This window comes from Candidatus Bathyarchaeota archaeon (genome assembly GCA_018396705.1).
In the GTDB taxonomy this organism is placed as follows: domain Archaea; phylum Thermoproteota; class Bathyarchaeia; order Bathyarchaeales; family Bathycorpusculaceae; genus DRVP01.
Genome location: JAGTQZ010000003.1, coordinates 110,385 through 126,521, shown reverse-complemented (window position 1 = coordinate 126,521; position 16,137 = coordinate 110,385). Strand labels below are relative to the sequence as shown.

17 protein-coding genes are annotated in these 16,137 nt (G+C 42.5%); 11 read left to right on the top strand and 6 right to left on the bottom strand.

What is annotated here, in order from left to right:
* Positions 1 to 15: 15 nt before the first annotated feature.
* The 4 genes from scpB to KEJ24_03195 form a co-directional block, all read right to left on the bottom strand.
* Positions 16 to 630, bottom strand: coding sequence for an SMC-Scp complex subunit ScpB (scpB, locus tag KEJ24_03210; GenBank protein MBS7646828.1), 615 nt, complete (start codon positions 628 to 630; stop codon positions 16 to 18).
* A complete protein-coding gene (locus KEJ24_03205) occupies positions 590 to 1,285 on the bottom strand; it encodes a hypothetical protein (GenBank protein MBS7646827.1) in 696 nt (231 codons plus the stop codon). Before KEJ24_03205 ends, scpB begins: the two co-directional genes overlap by 41 nt.
* On the bottom strand, positions 1,286 to 4,837 hold the full coding sequence (gene smc / locus KEJ24_03200; GenBank protein ID MBS7646826.1) for a chromosome segregation protein SMC: 3,552 nt from the start codon (positions 4,835 to 4,837) through the stop codon (positions 1,286 to 1,288).
* A gap of 120 nt (positions 4,838 to 4,957) precedes the next feature.
* Positions 4,958 to 5,461, bottom strand: coding sequence for a DUF2096 family protein (locus KEJ24_03195; GenBank protein MBS7646825.1), 504 nt, complete (start codon positions 5,459 to 5,461; stop codon positions 4,958 to 4,960).
* 320 nt (positions 5,462 to 5,781) lie between these two features.
* Between KEJ24_03195 and psmA the strand changes: the two genes are divergently transcribed.
* The 8 genes from psmA to KEJ24_03155 all read left to right on the top strand — a co-directional run bounded on the left by psmA (position 5,782) and on the right by KEJ24_03155 (position 10,603).
* Positions 5,782 to 6,510 (top strand): archaeal proteasome endopeptidase complex subunit alpha, encoded by a 729-nt coding sequence (psmA, locus tag KEJ24_03190; protein ID MBS7646824.1) that lies wholly within the window; start codon positions 5,782 to 5,784, stop codon positions 6,508 to 6,510.
* 7 nt (positions 6,511 to 6,517) lie between these two features.
* Positions 6,518 to 7,207, top strand: coding sequence for a ribosome assembly factor SBDS (locus KEJ24_03185; GenBank protein MBS7646823.1), 690 nt, complete (start codon positions 6,518 to 6,520; stop codon positions 7,205 to 7,207).
* A gap of 33 nt (positions 7,208 to 7,240) precedes the next feature.
* Positions 7,241 to 7,942 (top strand): RNA-binding protein, encoded by a 702-nt coding sequence (locus KEJ24_03180; GenBank protein ID MBS7646822.1) that lies wholly within the window; start codon positions 7,241 to 7,243, stop codon positions 7,940 to 7,942.
* Between the two features lie 4 nt (positions 7,943 to 7,946).
* The gene (locus tag KEJ24_03175) at positions 7,947 to 8,681 is read left to right on the top strand and encodes an exosome complex exonuclease Rrp41 (GenBank protein ID MBS7646821.1); all 735 of its coding nucleotides are present in this window, start codon (positions 7,947 to 7,949) and stop codon (positions 8,679 to 8,681) included.
* On the top strand, positions 8,678 to 9,475 hold the full coding sequence (locus tag KEJ24_03170; protein MBS7646820.1) for an exosome complex protein Rrp42: 798 nt from the start codon (positions 8,678 to 8,680) through the stop codon (positions 9,473 to 9,475). Before KEJ24_03175 ends, KEJ24_03170 begins: the two co-directional genes overlap by 4 nt.
* A 2-nt stretch (positions 9,476 to 9,477) precedes the next feature.
* Positions 9,478 to 9,783 (top strand): 50S ribosomal protein L37ae, encoded by a 306-nt coding sequence (locus tag KEJ24_03165; protein MBS7646819.1) that lies wholly within the window; start codon positions 9,478 to 9,480, stop codon positions 9,781 to 9,783.
* A 147-nt stretch (positions 9,784 to 9,930) separates the two neighbouring features.
* Positions 9,931 to 10,359 (top strand): hypothetical protein, encoded by a 429-nt coding sequence (locus KEJ24_03160; GenBank protein ID MBS7646818.1) that lies wholly within the window; start codon positions 9,931 to 9,933, stop codon positions 10,357 to 10,359.
* Complete coding sequence (locus tag KEJ24_03155; protein MBS7646817.1) at positions 10,349 to 10,603, top strand: hypothetical protein; 255 nt, start codon at positions 10,349 to 10,351, stop codon at positions 10,601 to 10,603. The genes KEJ24_03160 and KEJ24_03155 overlap by 11 nt, the downstream gene beginning before the upstream one ends.
* Before the next feature lie 4 nt (positions 10,604 to 10,607).
* Here the strand turns inward: KEJ24_03155 and KEJ24_03150 are convergent, their stop codons facing one another.
* Positions 10,608 to 11,687: an inositol-3-phosphate synthase gene (locus KEJ24_03150; protein MBS7646816.1), complete on the bottom strand. Its 1,080-nt coding sequence runs from the start codon at positions 11,685 to 11,687 to the stop codon at positions 10,608 to 10,610.
* A 116-nt stretch (positions 11,688 to 11,803) separates the two neighbouring features.
* On the opposite strand from KEJ24_03150, the gene KEJ24_03145 reads away from it, so the two are divergent.
* Both KEJ24_03145 and KEJ24_03140 read left to right on the top strand, forming a co-directional pair.
* On the top strand, positions 11,804 to 12,175 hold the full coding sequence (locus tag KEJ24_03145; protein MBS7646815.1) for a hypothetical protein: 372 nt from the start codon (positions 11,804 to 11,806) through the stop codon (positions 12,173 to 12,175).
* Positions 12,176 to 12,206: 31 nt separating this feature from the next.
* Positions 12,207 to 12,611 carry a CTP-dependent riboflavin kinase gene (locus tag KEJ24_03140; GenBank protein ID MBS7646814.1) on the top strand — a complete coding sequence of 135 codons (405 nt, stop codon included), beginning with the start codon at positions 12,207 to 12,209 and terminating at the stop codon, positions 12,609 to 12,611.
* On the opposite strand, the gene KEJ24_03135 is transcribed toward KEJ24_03140, so the two are convergent.
* A complete protein-coding gene (locus tag KEJ24_03135) occupies positions 12,592 to 14,106 on the bottom strand; it encodes a CoA-binding protein (GenBank protein MBS7646813.1) in 1,515 nt (504 codons plus the stop codon). The two genes, KEJ24_03140 and KEJ24_03135, sit on opposite strands and share 20 nt — an antisense overlap.
* Before the next feature lie 183 nt (positions 14,107 to 14,289).
* On the opposite strand from KEJ24_03135, the gene KEJ24_03130 reads away from it, so the two are divergent.
* Positions 14,290 to 16,137, top strand: a complete 1,848-nt coding sequence (locus KEJ24_03130) for an aldehyde ferredoxin oxidoreductase family protein (GenBank protein MBS7646812.1) — start codon at positions 14,290 to 14,292, stop codon at positions 16,135 to 16,137.

The window sequence follows — 16,137 nt, the reverse complement described above, 5'->3', positions numbered from 1 at the left end:
TATCCGTGTCAACAGCTATATTTCCGAATTAACGACCGTCCCCTCTGCCGCTCTATCTTTTTCCAGAATTTTTTTCAGTTCCCTCTTCATTGTTGGCATGTCGTGGCTTAAGCCAAAATAGTCTGCAAAATAGTCGGTGGTCTTCAAGACCAATGAACGCCCTTTTCTTTCAGAGGCGATTAATCCCATTTCTTTGAGCAATTTTATATGTCCATAAGCATGATGCCCCCGCACTTCCACGACTCGTTTTTGGGGCACTGGCTGCCTTAAGGCTATATACGCCAAAGTTTTAAGCGGGCCTGTGGAAAGGAGAGGACGCTTAACAAGTTTTCTTACATGCGGCGTGAACTCGGTTTTAAGTTGAAGGACATATCTTTCATCTTTTAATTCTAAGATTTCTAGGGCAGTGTTTCGGTTGGCATATTCCTGCATTAGCGTTTTTACAAGCATTTTCACCTTATTTTTTGACTTAGTTTTCAGGACAGAGCAAAGCTCTGAAATAGTTAACGGCCGGCCGGCAACGTATAATGCAGCCTCAACTAGGGCTAGCTCATTTAAAGTTTTTTCTTGATTGCTTTGAGCTAACTTGTTAAGCGCGCTTTTCGGTTCCTGCAGTGTTAAGTCCTCCAATGGTTATGTAAATTTCCTCGTTTTCTTCATCTTGCCATAACCCTATCTTTTCATTTTGAGCTAGGAAAAGCAAAAGAATAAATGTGCGTATAGCCTCCAACCTTGTCATACCCTTGATTAGCGTTGAAAACTGTATTATCCCGGCACCTTTCACCATTTCAGAAATCAACTTGTAAAGCTTCTCCATCTGAAGCTCAATTTCCATAAGATAATAATCGATCTGTGGAAGAATTTCAGAGGGCGTCGGAAGGACCTGTTCAGGCATAACCCTTTGCGGTTTAAGAAGAATTTCCCCTTTTAAAACGTCTTCTAACACTTCCAACAAATGTTTTATTGTTGTGGAGGTTAGCTCGTATCTGAGGGGAAGAAAGAGCGGCGGAGGCAAAAAATCCTGCGAAGGCTTCGGCGGAGATGGAGGCTCTTCAAGCTGCAGCAGCAACTTTGACTTCATTAAGTATATTAAGGCTGAAGAGTCTAAAGCCACTCCGGATGCCCGGAAATCTATCTGCCCCGTTTTCTCCATCTCCTCCAGAAAAGTGGTGAGCAGATATGCAATGTTAATATTCCATGGGGTCAACTTCTCCAGTTTGTGAAACTCAAAGAGAATGTTCCATGGTGGACGGAGATAAAAGGGTTTTTTAATAACCGTTGCCATCTAGCTTGGCACCTCAAGGAATTTTGCTGAAATAACATTTGAGACACCGTTACGCCCGTAAACACCATACACTTTCTGTGCTTTGTTAACCATCTCAGGCTTTAACGTAATAATGATAAACTGTGTCTTCTCCGACTCTTCTAATAATAAGTCGGCAAGTTTCGAAACGTGGAAGGCGTCTAAGTGCGCATCCACCTCATCCATGATATAGAAGGCTGCTGGTGTGAATTCCTTCAAGGCAAACAGAAATGCTACAGCAGCCACGGAACGCTCTCCGCCGCTTGCCCCGCTGACAACTATGGATGGTTTATTTGGAAACTGAACAACCATTTCTATTCCGCCAGCAAATGGGTCTTCCACATTCTCAAGTTTGAGGGTGGCGAATCCCCCTCCAGTAAGTTTTGAGAAATACCTTTGCAGGTTTTGATTAATCTTCTCGTAGGCTTCCATGAATGCTTTGCGTTTTTTGCTTTCAATTTCCTCCATAAACTTCAATATCGCCTGTTTTTCCCTTTCAAGCTCGTTCATTCGAATGGACAACTCTTTGTAACGAGAGATCTGCTCCGCGTAATGCGACAAAGCAAGCTGATTTACCGCTTCTATCCTTTCAAACTCAAACTTCAACATTCTTAGGGAAGCTTCTGCTTCCTCAACTTCTTTAGCGGTGACTTCCAAAGGTTTTTCGTAACCAAATTGCTTCAGTTGTTTTTGCCACTGTTCAAGTTGTATTAGCGCTGTTTGAATGTTCAACTGATACTGGTTCCACAAGCGGTCTGTTTCCTCGTATTCAGCATCAAGCTTACGAAGCACCTTGTCAATTTCGTCTATTTGAGATGTAAACTTTTGAGCTTCCTCTTTGGCGGATAAAACGTTTTTGGAAAGTTCAACACGGCTTCTCTCTAAATCTGCTAACTCTTGTTTTAATTTTTCCCTTTCCTGTAGAGCTTCCTCAACTTCGCTTTCCACTTTTTTAAGTTGCTGTTCAACTCTGGACAATTCAATTCGAGCGTTTTTATATCCCATTCTCAAAACGTTGTCATATTGAGACTGAAGGGTTGAAATTTCCGTTTGGACGGCGCCAAGTTTCTGCCTCAGAGTATTTATCTCTTCGGAAATTTTTTCCCGTTTGGTTTCCATCTCTTGGATGTTTGCTGGGTCGACTTTGCGTCTCAAAATTATTAATTCATTTTGAAGCCTGCGAATTTCCTTTTGTATAACGGTTTTCTCTGCTTTACATGTCCATATTTTCGATTTTTCAGCTTCAATTTCGCTTTCAACTCGTTTAATGTTAGAAGTTATCCTTCTAATGTTTGCTTTTGTTCTTCTTATGCTCCTTTTAACTCTGGCTATCTCCCTGTCAAGCATGGTTATGGCATCAGATAAGCGGGCAATCTCAACACGGGTCTTGTCTATCTCTCCTTCTAAAGAGGAGATGTCATTTTCTCTCCTTAAAAGGTGCTGTTGCAAAGCAGTAACAGCTTCATCCAAGCTCTTTATCGCTGCCTCGCTTGGAATTATAGCTGAAAAATCTATTGGAGCTCGATAGTAACCGCTTTCAAGGGCGCCTCCTGGCTCATATAAGTCACCATTCACCGTAACCGTTCTATAACCTTCATTAGATAAAGCTAAAGCTGTTTTATCTTCTTGAACAACAATAGTGTCACCAAAGACAAAGTACACCGCGGGCTCGTATTGTTTTGCACATTTAATGAAAGAGAAAGCTGCACCGTTAACTCCCTCCCTATTCGGTACTTCGACTGGTTTAGTGTTGGAGATTCCTTCAAGCGGTATTATCTTTATGCGTCCAAGCTTCATTCTTCGCAGTGTTTCAGTACACGTGAAGGCTGTGTCAAAATCCTTCACGACTATTGCATCCAACCAGCCACCAGCAGCAACTTCTATTGCTTGCTGGTAAGCCTTGTCGATTTTTATTAGATTACGCAGTCTCCCATAGACTCCAGGTATTACGCCTAACTCGCCTAACTCCTCTATGCTTCTCAAGGCTTTTTCTTCGGCGGCTATGGTTTCTGCAAGCTCCCTCTGGGTGGCGAATTCTACAACAGCTTCGCGTGCTGAGTCCGCTATTTTTCCAGCTTCAGCTATTTCCCGTTCTATGGCTTCCTTTTGGGCTATTCTTCTTTCAAGCATGTATTCTAGGCTTTTTAGCTGATTTTTCTGTTCTTTTTGCACTTTTTCCAACTCGTCTATAGATTTTTCAAGCTCGCTGAGAGTTAATGCAAGCCGCTCTTTCCGTTCGTTTAAGTCTTTAAGTCTTCTCTCGCGGATTTTTATTGCCGTCTGACTTTTAGCTTGCTCAGACCTCAAAAATGCAAGTCTCCTGTAGTTTTTGTCGATCTGTGATTCTATTTCGCGGATTTTTTTACTATTTTCGCCGAGGTTTTCCCAAAGCTGTGCAGCATCCTTTGCAAGTGCATCATGTTTCGCTTGTTTTTCGTTGATTTCGTTTAAAATACGCTCATACTCAGCCCTTAAGCGTCTTATTTTTAAACGGTTTTCGCGAATTTCATCTCTAATGGTCCTATATTGTTGGAGATTGTTTTCTCTGACTTTTCTGAGGCCTTCAACGCTTGTCTTTCCCGAGGTTATCTTCGTAGTTAACTCTGTAATTTTGGACTTAAGTTCACCTATTTTCATCTGGACTTTTAAAACTTGTGAGCTACCCTCTTCAACAATTTCAGAGCTCAGTTTCCGCCATTCACTTTCAACTTCTTTGCGCTTAAGCCTATATTGGTCACGGATAGCTTTAATTTTTTCAAGCCTATCCTTAATTTTTTCAGCTTGAGCTGAATCATGTTCTATCTTCGACCTGATTTTTGCAATGTCGTGGGACAGTTTGATAGCTTCGAACTTTTTTATCTCATTTTTGAGAAAGTTGTATCTGAGAAGTTCGTTGCGCTCTCTTTCTAGGTCCTCAACGCGTCTCTGAACTTCGTCGATTCTTCCCATGGCAGTGCGTATTGAAAGGTCTGCAGCGCGTAGCTTCTCTTCAGCTTCAGCTTTTTCCGCATCATATTGGGCGATCCCAACTAAATCCTCAATTATTTTTCGTCTCTCGATCGGGGAGATATCTGCTAATCGTGTTATGGTACCTTGTAAAACTATGTTTTGGCTTGTCGGACTCATTCCCGCCATGGAAAGGATTTCCGTGAGATAAGCTCTTGAAACTCTTCTTCCGTTCAGTCTGTAAACGCTTTGGCCGTTTCGGTAAACTTCACGTGAAATCGTGACTGTGTTTGTGTCAACTGGTATGCGTCCGTCAGAATTATCAAACTGTATAACCACCTTGGCCATTTTCGCTTTTTCTAAACCAGCTTTCTCAGAGCCTTGAAAAATAAGTTTTGCAGCGTTTTCAGCTCTAAGTCTTTTGACGCTTAATTCGCCTAAAGCAAACAAAACCGCGTCCAAAATGTTTGTTTTCCCACTGCCATTGGGTCCTGTTATAGCAGTGAACCCTTTGTCTAAAAGAATCTTAACAGTTTGAGGTCCGAATGATTTGAAGCCCTTAAGCTCTATTTTTTTGATGTAGGGCATTAAACTACGCCCTCACCCCGCATGAAACCGCCAGCACTTTATTTTTGGACTCAATTCTGTAAGTTTTCTCTATAAAAGTCTTACATTAGCATGCTTTAACGGTTATGCACTTTAAAACAGCTATTTCTCTGTCTTTAAACTATACTTTGTAGCTATTTTCTTGACAAACTTTTTAACACTCTCGTCTTCGCCATAAACAAGCAAATACCCGTCAGCTTGTGTTTCAAATGAAAGATTTAACTCTTCGGCTAAAGCCTTTAATGTGTCGAGAGGTATCTCATTCGATGACTTAACGCGAATCCAACGTTGTTCCCTTGGCAATCCTGGAACAAACCTTGAAACACCTTCGTCCTCATCGATTTTTCTGCTGGCTTCTTCTAGCTTTTCAAGCCATTCTTCAACATATTTTTCTCCAAACTTTTGCCCTTCCGAAATAAGATAAGACTCCACATTGTTTAGGCATTCCTCGATTTTCTGGCTTGTTTCAAGCCTTGAAGGGTCAGCCTTCAAGACATTGATTAAAATTCGCGCGTATTTCAAGTCGTCAAAAATGTTGGAAGGGATGGAAACACCTTTTTTACGGAAGTCTGTAACCATTTCCTCAAGAACTTTCCAAACACTCAAGTAGCCCATGCATAGCCCACAATAATCTTGCTAACGCACTATAAAATGGTTATCAGCAAAAATGCGATTAATGACATAACCAAAATTTCAATTGTAACATCTATCTAATAACTTGCTTGATGTTTTGACATTTGTGTTCATTTGGTTCGCAACTTAAGTTTTTCGCCTAACAGAAGCTATCATAAATCTACAAGTGTGGTGTGTGGTGTCCTCTCGAAAGCGAAAAATAAGTGTGAAAACAGACCACCAAGGAAAAGGTTTTTAGTTAAGTTGTTATATGTGTGTTCAGCAAGCATTTAGTAGTGTGGAGTTGATGTTTAATGTCCGTGTTTGCAGCTCCGGGTGCGTATGACCGCGCCATAACCGTTTTCTCGCCCGACGGTAGGCTCTTTCAAGTTGAATACGCCATGGAGCTTGTCAATCGGGGAGCGACAATCTTGGGAATAAAATGTCCTGAAGGCGTTGTTTTAGGGGCTGAGGAAACAGTTGAACCTCTTGAAGAGTCTGAAACTTCTTGGAAAATTTTTAAAATTGACGAACATATTGGTGCAGCCATAGTTGGTTTAAGCTCTGATGCTAGAGTTTTGATTGATAACGCTAGAATTTATGCACAGAGTAATAGGCTGACTTATGATGAGCCAATTGACGTGGAAGTTGTAACCAAGCGGGTATGCGATATAAAGCAGCTTTACACTCAGCATGGAGGAGTTAGACCGTTCGGCGTTTCGCTGCTGTTCGGTGGAGTGGATAAAACTGGTTGTCGTCTTTTTGCAACTCATCCAAGCGGCACATATAGAGGGCATAAAGCTATAGCTGTGGGGGCTGGAAAGGAGACAGCGATGAATATTTTGCGAGAAGAATACCGCGATGGTATGAGTCTAGAAGACGCAATAAAACTTGCAGTGAAATGTCTCGTGAAAGCTCTTGAAGCCAGAGGGCTTCCACCTCGAATAAAAGTTGCAGTTATTTCAGTAGCCACAAAGAAAATGGAGATGCTTAGCGACGAAGCGGTTGAAGGCTACATGAAAAAGTTGGGACTGGGCAAGTGAACGTGCGATGAGTGAAAAGTACACGATTGCCCGCATTACAAGGGGCAGTGAACACTTTGAAGTCGTTGTGAAACCTGATAAGGCTTTAGACTACCGCTTAGGAAAGACTTCTGCAATTACAGAAGTGCTTGTTACTGAAACCATTTTCTCAGACGCAAGTAAGGGTACAAGAGTTTCAGAGGAAACTCTCCGTAAGGTTTTTGGAACAACTGATCCTCTTAAAGTGGCAGATATAATAATTAAAAAGGGTACGCTTCAACTGACAACCGAGCAGCGTAGAAAAATGATTGAAGAAAAACGTAGGCAAATAATAGCGTTCATATCAAAACAATGTGTGGACCCGCGGACGAACCTCCCTCATCCACCTATGCGCATTGAACAAGCCATGGAGCAAATTCACTATTCGATAGACCCGTTCAAAACGACTGAGGAACAAGCAAGAGAGGTGATTAAGCTTTTGAGGCAAGTCTTGCCCCTGAAAATTGAGCAAGTCTCAGTCAGCGTTCATGTACCAGCGGAGTATGCAGCAAAAGCCTACGGGACAATAAAGGCTATGGGAACAATAAAACGTGAGGAATGGCGAGCAGACGGTTCATGGTATGGAATTTTGGAAATGCCCGCGGGCCTTTATGGGCCGTTTCTCGAAAAAATTGGGGAGGTTACAAAGGGAAACGCTGAGGCAAAAATAATATCCTAAATTGTTTAATTAATGAATTTGGATGTGTGTCTTATGCCTACATTTTTTGAGAAAAGGCAACTTGTAACACCCGGGGACTTATTAGCTGAAGGTGATTACATTGCTGGTGAGAACACTTTTAAATCAAACGATAAAATTTACGCCTCTAGAATTGGGCTTGTAGAATATGAAGATAAAAAAGTAAACGTTGTAGCTTTAAGAGCATTTTATGTCCCAAGGGTTGGAGACACAGTTATAGGAACAGTTGTAGAAGTTGGATTCAATGGATGGGTTGTTGACATAAATGCACCTTACTTGGCGCTTTTAAGAGCTTCAGATGTGCTTAGTCGACCTTTCAAGCCACAGAAAGATGATTTAACACAAGTCCTTGATGTAGGTGATTTAGTTGTGGCAAAAATAGCCTCGTACGATAGAACCCATAATCCCCAGTTAAACGTCGGTGAACCTGGGCTTGGAAAGATAACCCGTGGACAGATTGTGAAGATAACGCCAACGAAAATTCCACGAGTGATTGGAAAGAAAGGTTCAATGATTTCTATGATAAAACAGGAGACTGGTTGCCACATAATACTGGGTCAAAATGGAGTAATACTCATTACTGGTAAAAATCTAGAAGATGAAGAATTAGCAATGATGGCCATACATAAAATTGAGGAGGAATCTCACACAACCGGGTTAACCGATCGTATATTACAGATGATTAGAAAGGAGAAGGAAAAGAGGGGAGGTAGTTAAATACATGAGCCAAAAAGTTGAGACCTTAATTGATAAAAGAGGTTTAAGACTTGACGGGAGAAAACCTGATGAGCTTAGACCCATAAAAATTGAGGTTGGTGTGCTTTCAAATGCTGACGGCTCAGCCTATATTGAACAAGGGAAAAACAAGATTTTAGCCGCCGTTTATGGGCCGAAGGAGCTTCATCCAAAACATTTGGCTTTACCTGACCGCATGGTTTTAAGGTGTCGCTATCATATGGCGCCTTTTTCCGTTCAGGAGCGCAAGTCTCCGGCTCCATCTAGGCGAGAGATAGAGCTTTCAAAGGTTATTAGGGAGGCCATTGAACCAGCCGTTTTCGTTGAGTATTATCCCCGCACAGCAGTTGATCTGTTTGTTGAAGTTTTGCAGGCTGATGGAAGCACGAGGTGTACAAGTATAACTGCCGCCTCGTTGGCTTTAGCTGACGCTGGTATTCCAATGCGGGATTTAGTGGCCGCATGCTCCGCAGGCAAAGTTGAAGACGTGATAGTTCTGGATTTAATGGATACCGAGGACAAGGTGGGTTCTGCCGATGTTCCAGTGGCTTACATGCCTAATTTGGGCGTTATAACGCTCCTACAAATGGATGGAACCCTAACTCACGAAGAATTCGAGAAGGCTGTGAACCTTGCCATTGAAGGCTGCAAAAAAATCTATACCTTGCAAAAGGAAGCTTTAAAAGCCAAATATGTAAGCGTCAAGGAGGTTGAAGAATGATGACTACCACAACAGTTGTCCGCGTAAAGCAAAAGCAAATTGCACAGCTGATTGCAAAAGGAAAAAGATTGGACGGCAGGGGCCTAAACGACTACCGCGATATAAAAATCGAGCAAGGAATAGTTGAAAGGGCTGAGGGTTCCGCAAGGGTTCTCCTTGGAAAAACGGAGGTTATGGCTGGAGTTAAAATCGAAACCGGCGAACCTTTTCCAGACACACCTAATGAAGGTGTTTTAACAGTTAACGCTGAACTTGTGCCTTTAGCTTCACCGACCTTCGAGCCTGGACCGCCGGATGAAAACTCAATAGAATTGGCAAGAGTTGTCGATAGGGGAATAAGAGAATCTAAGGCGATAGATCTTGAAAAACTATGCATAACACCCGGCAAGAAGGTATTCGTAATATTTGTGGATATATATGTTCTAAACCATGATGGAAACCTGATCGATGCTTCAGCCCTAGCAGCTCTAGCTGCATTACTAAACACAAAAATGTTTAATTATGAAATTGAAGACGGAGAAGTAAAAGTGAAATCCGGCTATATCCCGCTTCCAGTGCGTAGACATCCAGTGGCAGTCACGTTTGCAAAGATAAATGACAAGCTTGTAGTAGATCCATGGCTTGAAGAGGAACAGATAATGGATGCACGACTTACAATAACAACAGACGATGACGGCAACATTTGCGCAGTCCAAAAAGGTGGAAGCGGATACTTTACACCAAAACAAGTATTTGAAGCAGCTCAAATAGCTAAGGAAAAGGCTGAGGAAATAAGGAAAAAGCTGGGATGGTGAAAATGGGTAAAAGAACCAAAAAAGTTGGTCCAACCAGAGGATTAGGGGCTCGTTACGGAGCAACGGTTAGGAAACGCTATATAAAAATTGTTACTGAAATGAAGAAAAAGCACAAGTGTCCTCAATGTGGTCTTCCAAAAGTCAAAAGAGTTAGTGTAGGTATCTGGAAATGTAAGAAATGCGGTTTCACATTCACTGGTGGGGCATATGCACCAGCAACAAAACTTGGAACCGTTGCTAAACGTGTGGCCAAAGGCGCACCGGTAGAAGCAGAAGTCTCAGCAGCGTCAGGGACTGAGGAAGAGTAGGTTGAAAAACGTTTGATACTTTTAACAACTTCACGGAGACCTACAAGGAGCATAAGAACCTTTTGCAAGGATCTTTCTCATACCATACCAAATATCATTAGAATAAACCGTGGAAAATTAAGCTTAGAGGGCTTAGCTGCTAAAGCCTTGGAGTTGAACGCTGAGAAGGTTGTCGTTATAAACAGATGGAAAGGCGGCCCTGGCAAAATAGAGCTTTACTTGTTAAACGAAACTGGACTTTGCTTAACATCACCATTAATCTATCTAAGAGGTGTTAAGCTTCGAAGAGAATTCGGAAACATGCCTAGAGGAAGAAGGATAAAGTTTATGGCTATGCTAACTTCGCCAAAGTGCCTGGAAGAGGTAAGCAAACTGGAGAAAACACTTTCAATGTTTTTCAATGTGCCAATTATACGTGCAATAGATGAATGTAAAACACTCGATGCGGTAATGCAAGTAACAGCGAGCCAGACCAAAGAATTAACAGTAACGTTTAGACTTCTTCCAGAAAACATTGAAATAGGTCCAAGGATGAGAATATCACATCTCATTTGGGACTTAACCCATGAAAGCTAACGCTGTTATACGCTTGGAAATACCCTTCAAAGAACATTTAGAAACAGTTTATCCATCATTGTTTCCGGAGGCAGTTAAACCAGCATCATCACGGTCCAAAGTATGGCTAAAAATCGAGCGTGACCATTTAATTTTAACGATAGAAGCTAGAGACGCTATAGCTCTACGGGCCTCGTTAAACGCGTATTTAAGGTGGATATCCAGCATCTGCGATGTCCTTTCGATTATAGACTTATTCAGTTAAAAAACTAGCGTTCCCTTTTCCCCTTTATATAGTCTTCTACCCATTCTTTTGCCACAGGATCTGGAACTTGGATTGGTGGATGCTTAAAGGCGTAGGATGATATGCTTATTAGGGGTCCAGCTACTTTTCGGTCTAGTGCAAGTTTTACGGCTCTTATAACATCGATAACCACTCCGGCACTGTTGGGCGAGTCTTCCACTTCAAGTTTAACAGTTATTGTTAACGGTCTGTCACCGAATTTTCTGCCCTTAAGCCAAATGTAGCATATCTTCTTATTTCCAAGGAAAGGCACATAGTCTGATGGTCCTATACGGGTTGGTAAGTCGTATGGCACTAGACTTTTAACGGCTTCTGTTTTGCTTACACGCTTTGTTTTCAATCTTTCCTCGACAGTCATGTTTAGGAAATCGGTGTCTCCGCCTAGGTTCAACTGATAGGTTTCATCAACAATAACGCCTCTATCAACGCATAAGCGTACAAGATTTCTGTGGAGGATTGTTGCACCCAATTGACTTTTAACATCATCACCTGCTACAGGAAGGCCTCTTTCTTCAAATTTTCGACTCCAATTTGGGTCTGAAGCTATGAACTCTGGAATGCAATTAACAAACGCACATCCCGCATCTAAAGCGGCCTTAGCGTAAAACCTAGTGGCATTGTGGCTTCCAACTGGCAGATAATTTACTAAAACTTCTGCTTCAACTTCTTTTAACACGTTCACTACATCCACTGGTTTAATCTCGCCTTCATTATAAACGTTGAAAGGTCCTCTCATATGTTCAGCTACACCATCAAGGATTGGCCCCGGCTGAACTTTCACGCCCATTTTTGGAACTTCGGCGAACTTCGCACAGCAGTTCGGTTTTGTGAATATAGCTTCAGACAGATCTTTTCCAATTTTGTTTTTGTCCACGTCGAAAGCGGCGACAAACTTTATGTCTCGTACATGATACCCGCCAAAGTTAACATGCATAAGTCCAGGAACTGTTTCATCCTCTTTGGAATTCTTGTAGTATTCTACTCCTTGAACTAGGGCAGATGCTGAGTTGCCGACACCAACTATTGCCACGCGAATTTCGGTCACACCGTTTCCCTCGCCGAGGATTAGTTAAAAGGGTTTGGCTCTTGTGCTCTATAACCTTTTCTGGTTTATGGCAAGGTTAAAAAGGAAAACTTAGCAAATTATAGGCGGGAACGTTCATGGACGAGAGCGCAGTGAATGTAAAATTCGAGCCCTTCAAGGAAATAGTCGTAATGGAACGCAATTTCTTTGCCACTCCCGAAGACATTGCGAGATTCGCGTCAATAATTGCTGGCGGCAAAACAGCTGGCTTGTATTGGGCTGAGGGCGTGGTCTTCCTTTACTTTCCCCTTCCAGCTACAACAGAGACAGCAGCTAAAGCGCTTGTGGAAAACGGTCGAGTGTACTGGACTTTTGTAGGGTACTCACTTATGCCAAAGTACCAACCGCTAATTGAAACGAGGGAGAAAATAATAGTGCCGGTGATAGACATGTCTTCGAACCCTATGTTTCGGAAAGTGGCAGACTGGCTGAAAGAAAATAAACCCTAAACCAACAAATAGGGCTGGGCGTTTTAACAAAATGAGGAAAACGCGGAAAATAGTATGTGTAAAAGGCAAAGTTGTTTCTGGAATAGGGAAAGGAGCAAAATTTATCGAGCTTCCATGGGTGAGACGCCAGATCAACGAAAAACTTGGATTCACTCCTTATGCCGGAACCCTAAACATTATGCTTAATGAAGAATACATAAATGCCAGAAAAATAATCGAAAAGGCAACGCCCATAATAATTGTGCCCGAGCCAGAGTATTGCCGTGGAAAATGTTTCAGAGCCTTCATCATGAATTCAGCAGAGGGTGCAGTTATCATTCCAGAAGTTAAGGATTATCCTGAAAACATTTTGGAGGTGATCGCATCAGTAAATCTAAGGAACAAATTTAAACTTGAGGATGGAGACCTCGTAAAGGTCAGCGTGATTCTTGAATAGATTGTTTTCGCCTATCCTTTAAGAAATTATACAAATACTCTTCGAAAAAGCCTTTCTTCTTTAAGTACATTCCATATCGGATGAGAGCGCTCATAGCTCTGGCAGCGTCTTCAGGAGAGCCGTATGCTGGAATCCCAAGCTTGTCAAAGCGTGTCCGAGTGTGTAGCGCCATTTCAGTCTCACCGATGTCACATGCAACTATAGGTTTATTGTACTCGCCAGCAACCGCCGCCACTTTGTCAATGTAGTCCTCCTGTAGTGCTGGTGTGTGATGTAGTCCGAGTACAATGATTCCATGAATCTCCGGATCTTGAAAAACAAGTTCAGCTGCAAGTTTATACATTTCTGATGTAACAGAGCCTGTTAGGTCCACCGGGTTAAGTGTTGCCGCAAATTTTGGAATTTTGCCTTCCTCTTTCAGTCTCTCAAATTTTTGAAGAGTCTCCTCAGAGAGTTTTTTAACAATAATTCCCCGCAACTCACATTCATCCGCTGCCATTATCCCAGGGCCTCCAGCGTCAGTAATTATTGCCACGTTTCTACCAGCAGCTGGAGGTTGCATTACCAACGCTTTTGCAGCGTCGAAAAATTCCTCCATGTCATGTACTCTTAAAATTCCGGTTTGTGCAAAAGCTGCATCATACACTTGATCAGAACCGGCAATGGCGCCGGTATGCGATGCTGCTGCCCTCGCTCCCGCTTCTGTTTTACCAGCTTTTAGAGCTATTATTGGCTTTCTCCGCGTTACTCTTGAGGCTACTTCCATGAATAATTTGCCATTTTTCACATCCTCAACATACAACAGTATAGCTTTTGTCTCGGCGTCGTACAGTAGATAATCAAGCATTTCCGCTTCATCTACGTCGCTTTTGTTGCCGAAACTCACGAATTTGCTTACACCCATCTGTCTGCCAGTTAAATAATCTAAGGCGGCAGCACCAAATGCTCCGCTTTGGGTAACTATAGCTATGTTCCCCTTCATCGGCCTCGGTGTAGCAACAACTTCTTCACCGGTCGTCAAGATTTTAGTTTCTGGCAAGAATAACATATCCACGCCAGTTCTTGAGTCGTAAACTCCGAGACAGTTAGGTCCAAGAACCCTTATCCCAGCTTTTTTGGCTATGCTTACAACTTCTCTTTCAAGCTCGTGGTTTCCAATTTCTCCAAAACCTGAACTGATGATAACGATGGCTTTAACTTTTTTAGCTGCAGCATCCTTCATTATTTCTGGAACAATATTCGCTGGAACGACGATAACCACTAGATCGAGTTTTCCAGCAATTTTCGTCAACTTCGGGTAACATCTAAAACCTAAAATATAATCTTCGCGGGGATTCACGGGGTAAACTTCGCCTTTGAATACACCCCTCTTTTTGTTTTCCGCAAAATTCTTGAATATAACATGCCCAGCCTTATTCACGTTTTTAGTTGCACCGACAACAGCAACAGACTCCGGATTGAAAAAAGCGCCAAGTTGCCTTATGGATGCATCCAAATGCGTTTCACCTATGCATTGTTATCTCTTTTGCTGGTTTGTAGCTTACTCTTTATTTCCTTTTCCGTCGAAAAAGTAAAATTAATGGCTATTTTTCAAACGTTCACTGAGAGATGACTGGGATACGGTAAATGGTAAGTATTAAATTTGATTTAACTACAAATTTTACGTTGGGTGTGTCAAATGGCAGGAGGATTTATGGGAAAAGTTTTAAAGGTAAACTTGTCCAGCAAAAGCTTAAAGGTTGAGTCAACCTCAGAAGAAGTCTCTAAAAAATACCTTGGTGGGAAAGGATATGCCACATACATGCTCTATAAGTATCTGAAGGAGTATGAAAAGGCGGGGTTTTCTCCAAAAGACATAAACGCTTTAGGTCCGGAAAATGTTCTAGTATTTGCAACGGGCCCAGGCACGGGTGTGCCTGGCTTTCCATCTTCGGGCAGATATCATGTAATGGCGTTGAAATCACCGTTAACTGGTTCTGTTGGAAGCGCAAACTCAGGAGGCGAGTTCGGTCCTTTCCTTAAGTTTTCTGGATTTGATATTGTTGTGATTGAGGGAGCTTCCGATGTTCCGATTTACTTGGCGATTGTTGACGGAGAAGCTGAGTTAAGGGATGCAAGCAATCTATGGGGCAAAAATGTATTTGATACTTGTAGAATATTGAGGGATAAAATTGGCGGTAAAAACACAAGTGTTGCTTGCATCGGGCCAGCTGGTGAAAACCTGGCTTATATGGCGTGCATAGTCAATGATGAGCATAGAGCCGCGGGGAGAACGGGTTTGGGCGCTGTTATGGGCTCGAAGGAGCTTAAGGCTATTGTTGTTTCCGGAGAAGAAAAAGTTCCGGTTGCTGAACCTAAAAGATTCGCTGAAGTTTCAAGAAGATGTTTAGATGCAATGAAAAATAACCCGGTTACAGGCGTTGGGCTGCCAACGTACGGCACAGCCATACTCATAAATATAGTTAACACTGCCGGCGGGTTGCCTTACAAAAACTGGCAGACAGGCGTTAATCCAGATGCAGAGAAAATAAGCGGGGAGACCCTTGCAGAAATCTATTTAACAAGCCGAAGGGCATGTTGGGGTTGTTCAATTGGATGCGGAAGAGTTACAAGCGTCAAGTCCGGACCTTTCCAAGTTTTGGCCTCAGAAGGTCCTGAGTATGAGTCTGTTTGGGCATTAGGAAGCAGTACCGCAGTCAAGGATTTGGATGCTGTTGTTAAAGCCAATCACTACTGCGATGAGTTTGGAATGGATCCAATAAGTCTAGGCTCTACAATAGCAGCAGCTATGGAGCTTAACGAGAGAGGATACATTCCACAAGAGGATTTACAGGGCTTAGACCTACGCTTTGGAAATTCAGCAGCTCTTGTAGAGGCAGTTTGGCGAACAGCTTACAAGGCGGGGTTTGGGAAATATTTGGCGCTAGGTTCAAAGAAGCTCTGTGAGATTTATGGGCATCCTGAGTTCTCCATGAGTGTTAAGGGCCTTGAAATGCCAGCCTATGACCCAAGAGCCGTCAAGGGCATAGGCCTAAACTATGCTACGGCAAATAGAGGAGGCTGCCACGTAACTGGATACACAATCTCACCAGAAGTCTTAGGAATACCGGAAAAAATTGACCCCTTGAAAGTTGAAGGTAAGGCGAAATGGGTTAAAATATTCCAAGACTTCACATGCGTGGTCAACTCGACTGTGAACTGCCTGTTTACAACATTCGCTCTAGGAACCAAGGACTATGCAGAGCTTTTATCGGCTGTAACTGGCTGGGAACTAACAGAAGATGGAATCCTAAAAATTGGTGAACGCATTTACAACCTAGAAAGAGTTATAATCAACAAGTACGGATTCGAAGGGAAGGACGACACGCTGCCAAAACGCTTACTTGAAGAACCGATGCCGGAAGGCCCAGCGAAAGGCCAAGTAGCAGAACTTGAAAAAATGAAAGAGGAATACTATCAGCTGCGCGGCTGGATTAACGGAGTTCCAACGAAAGAAAAGCTAACTGAGCTTGACATAGAGCTTTAG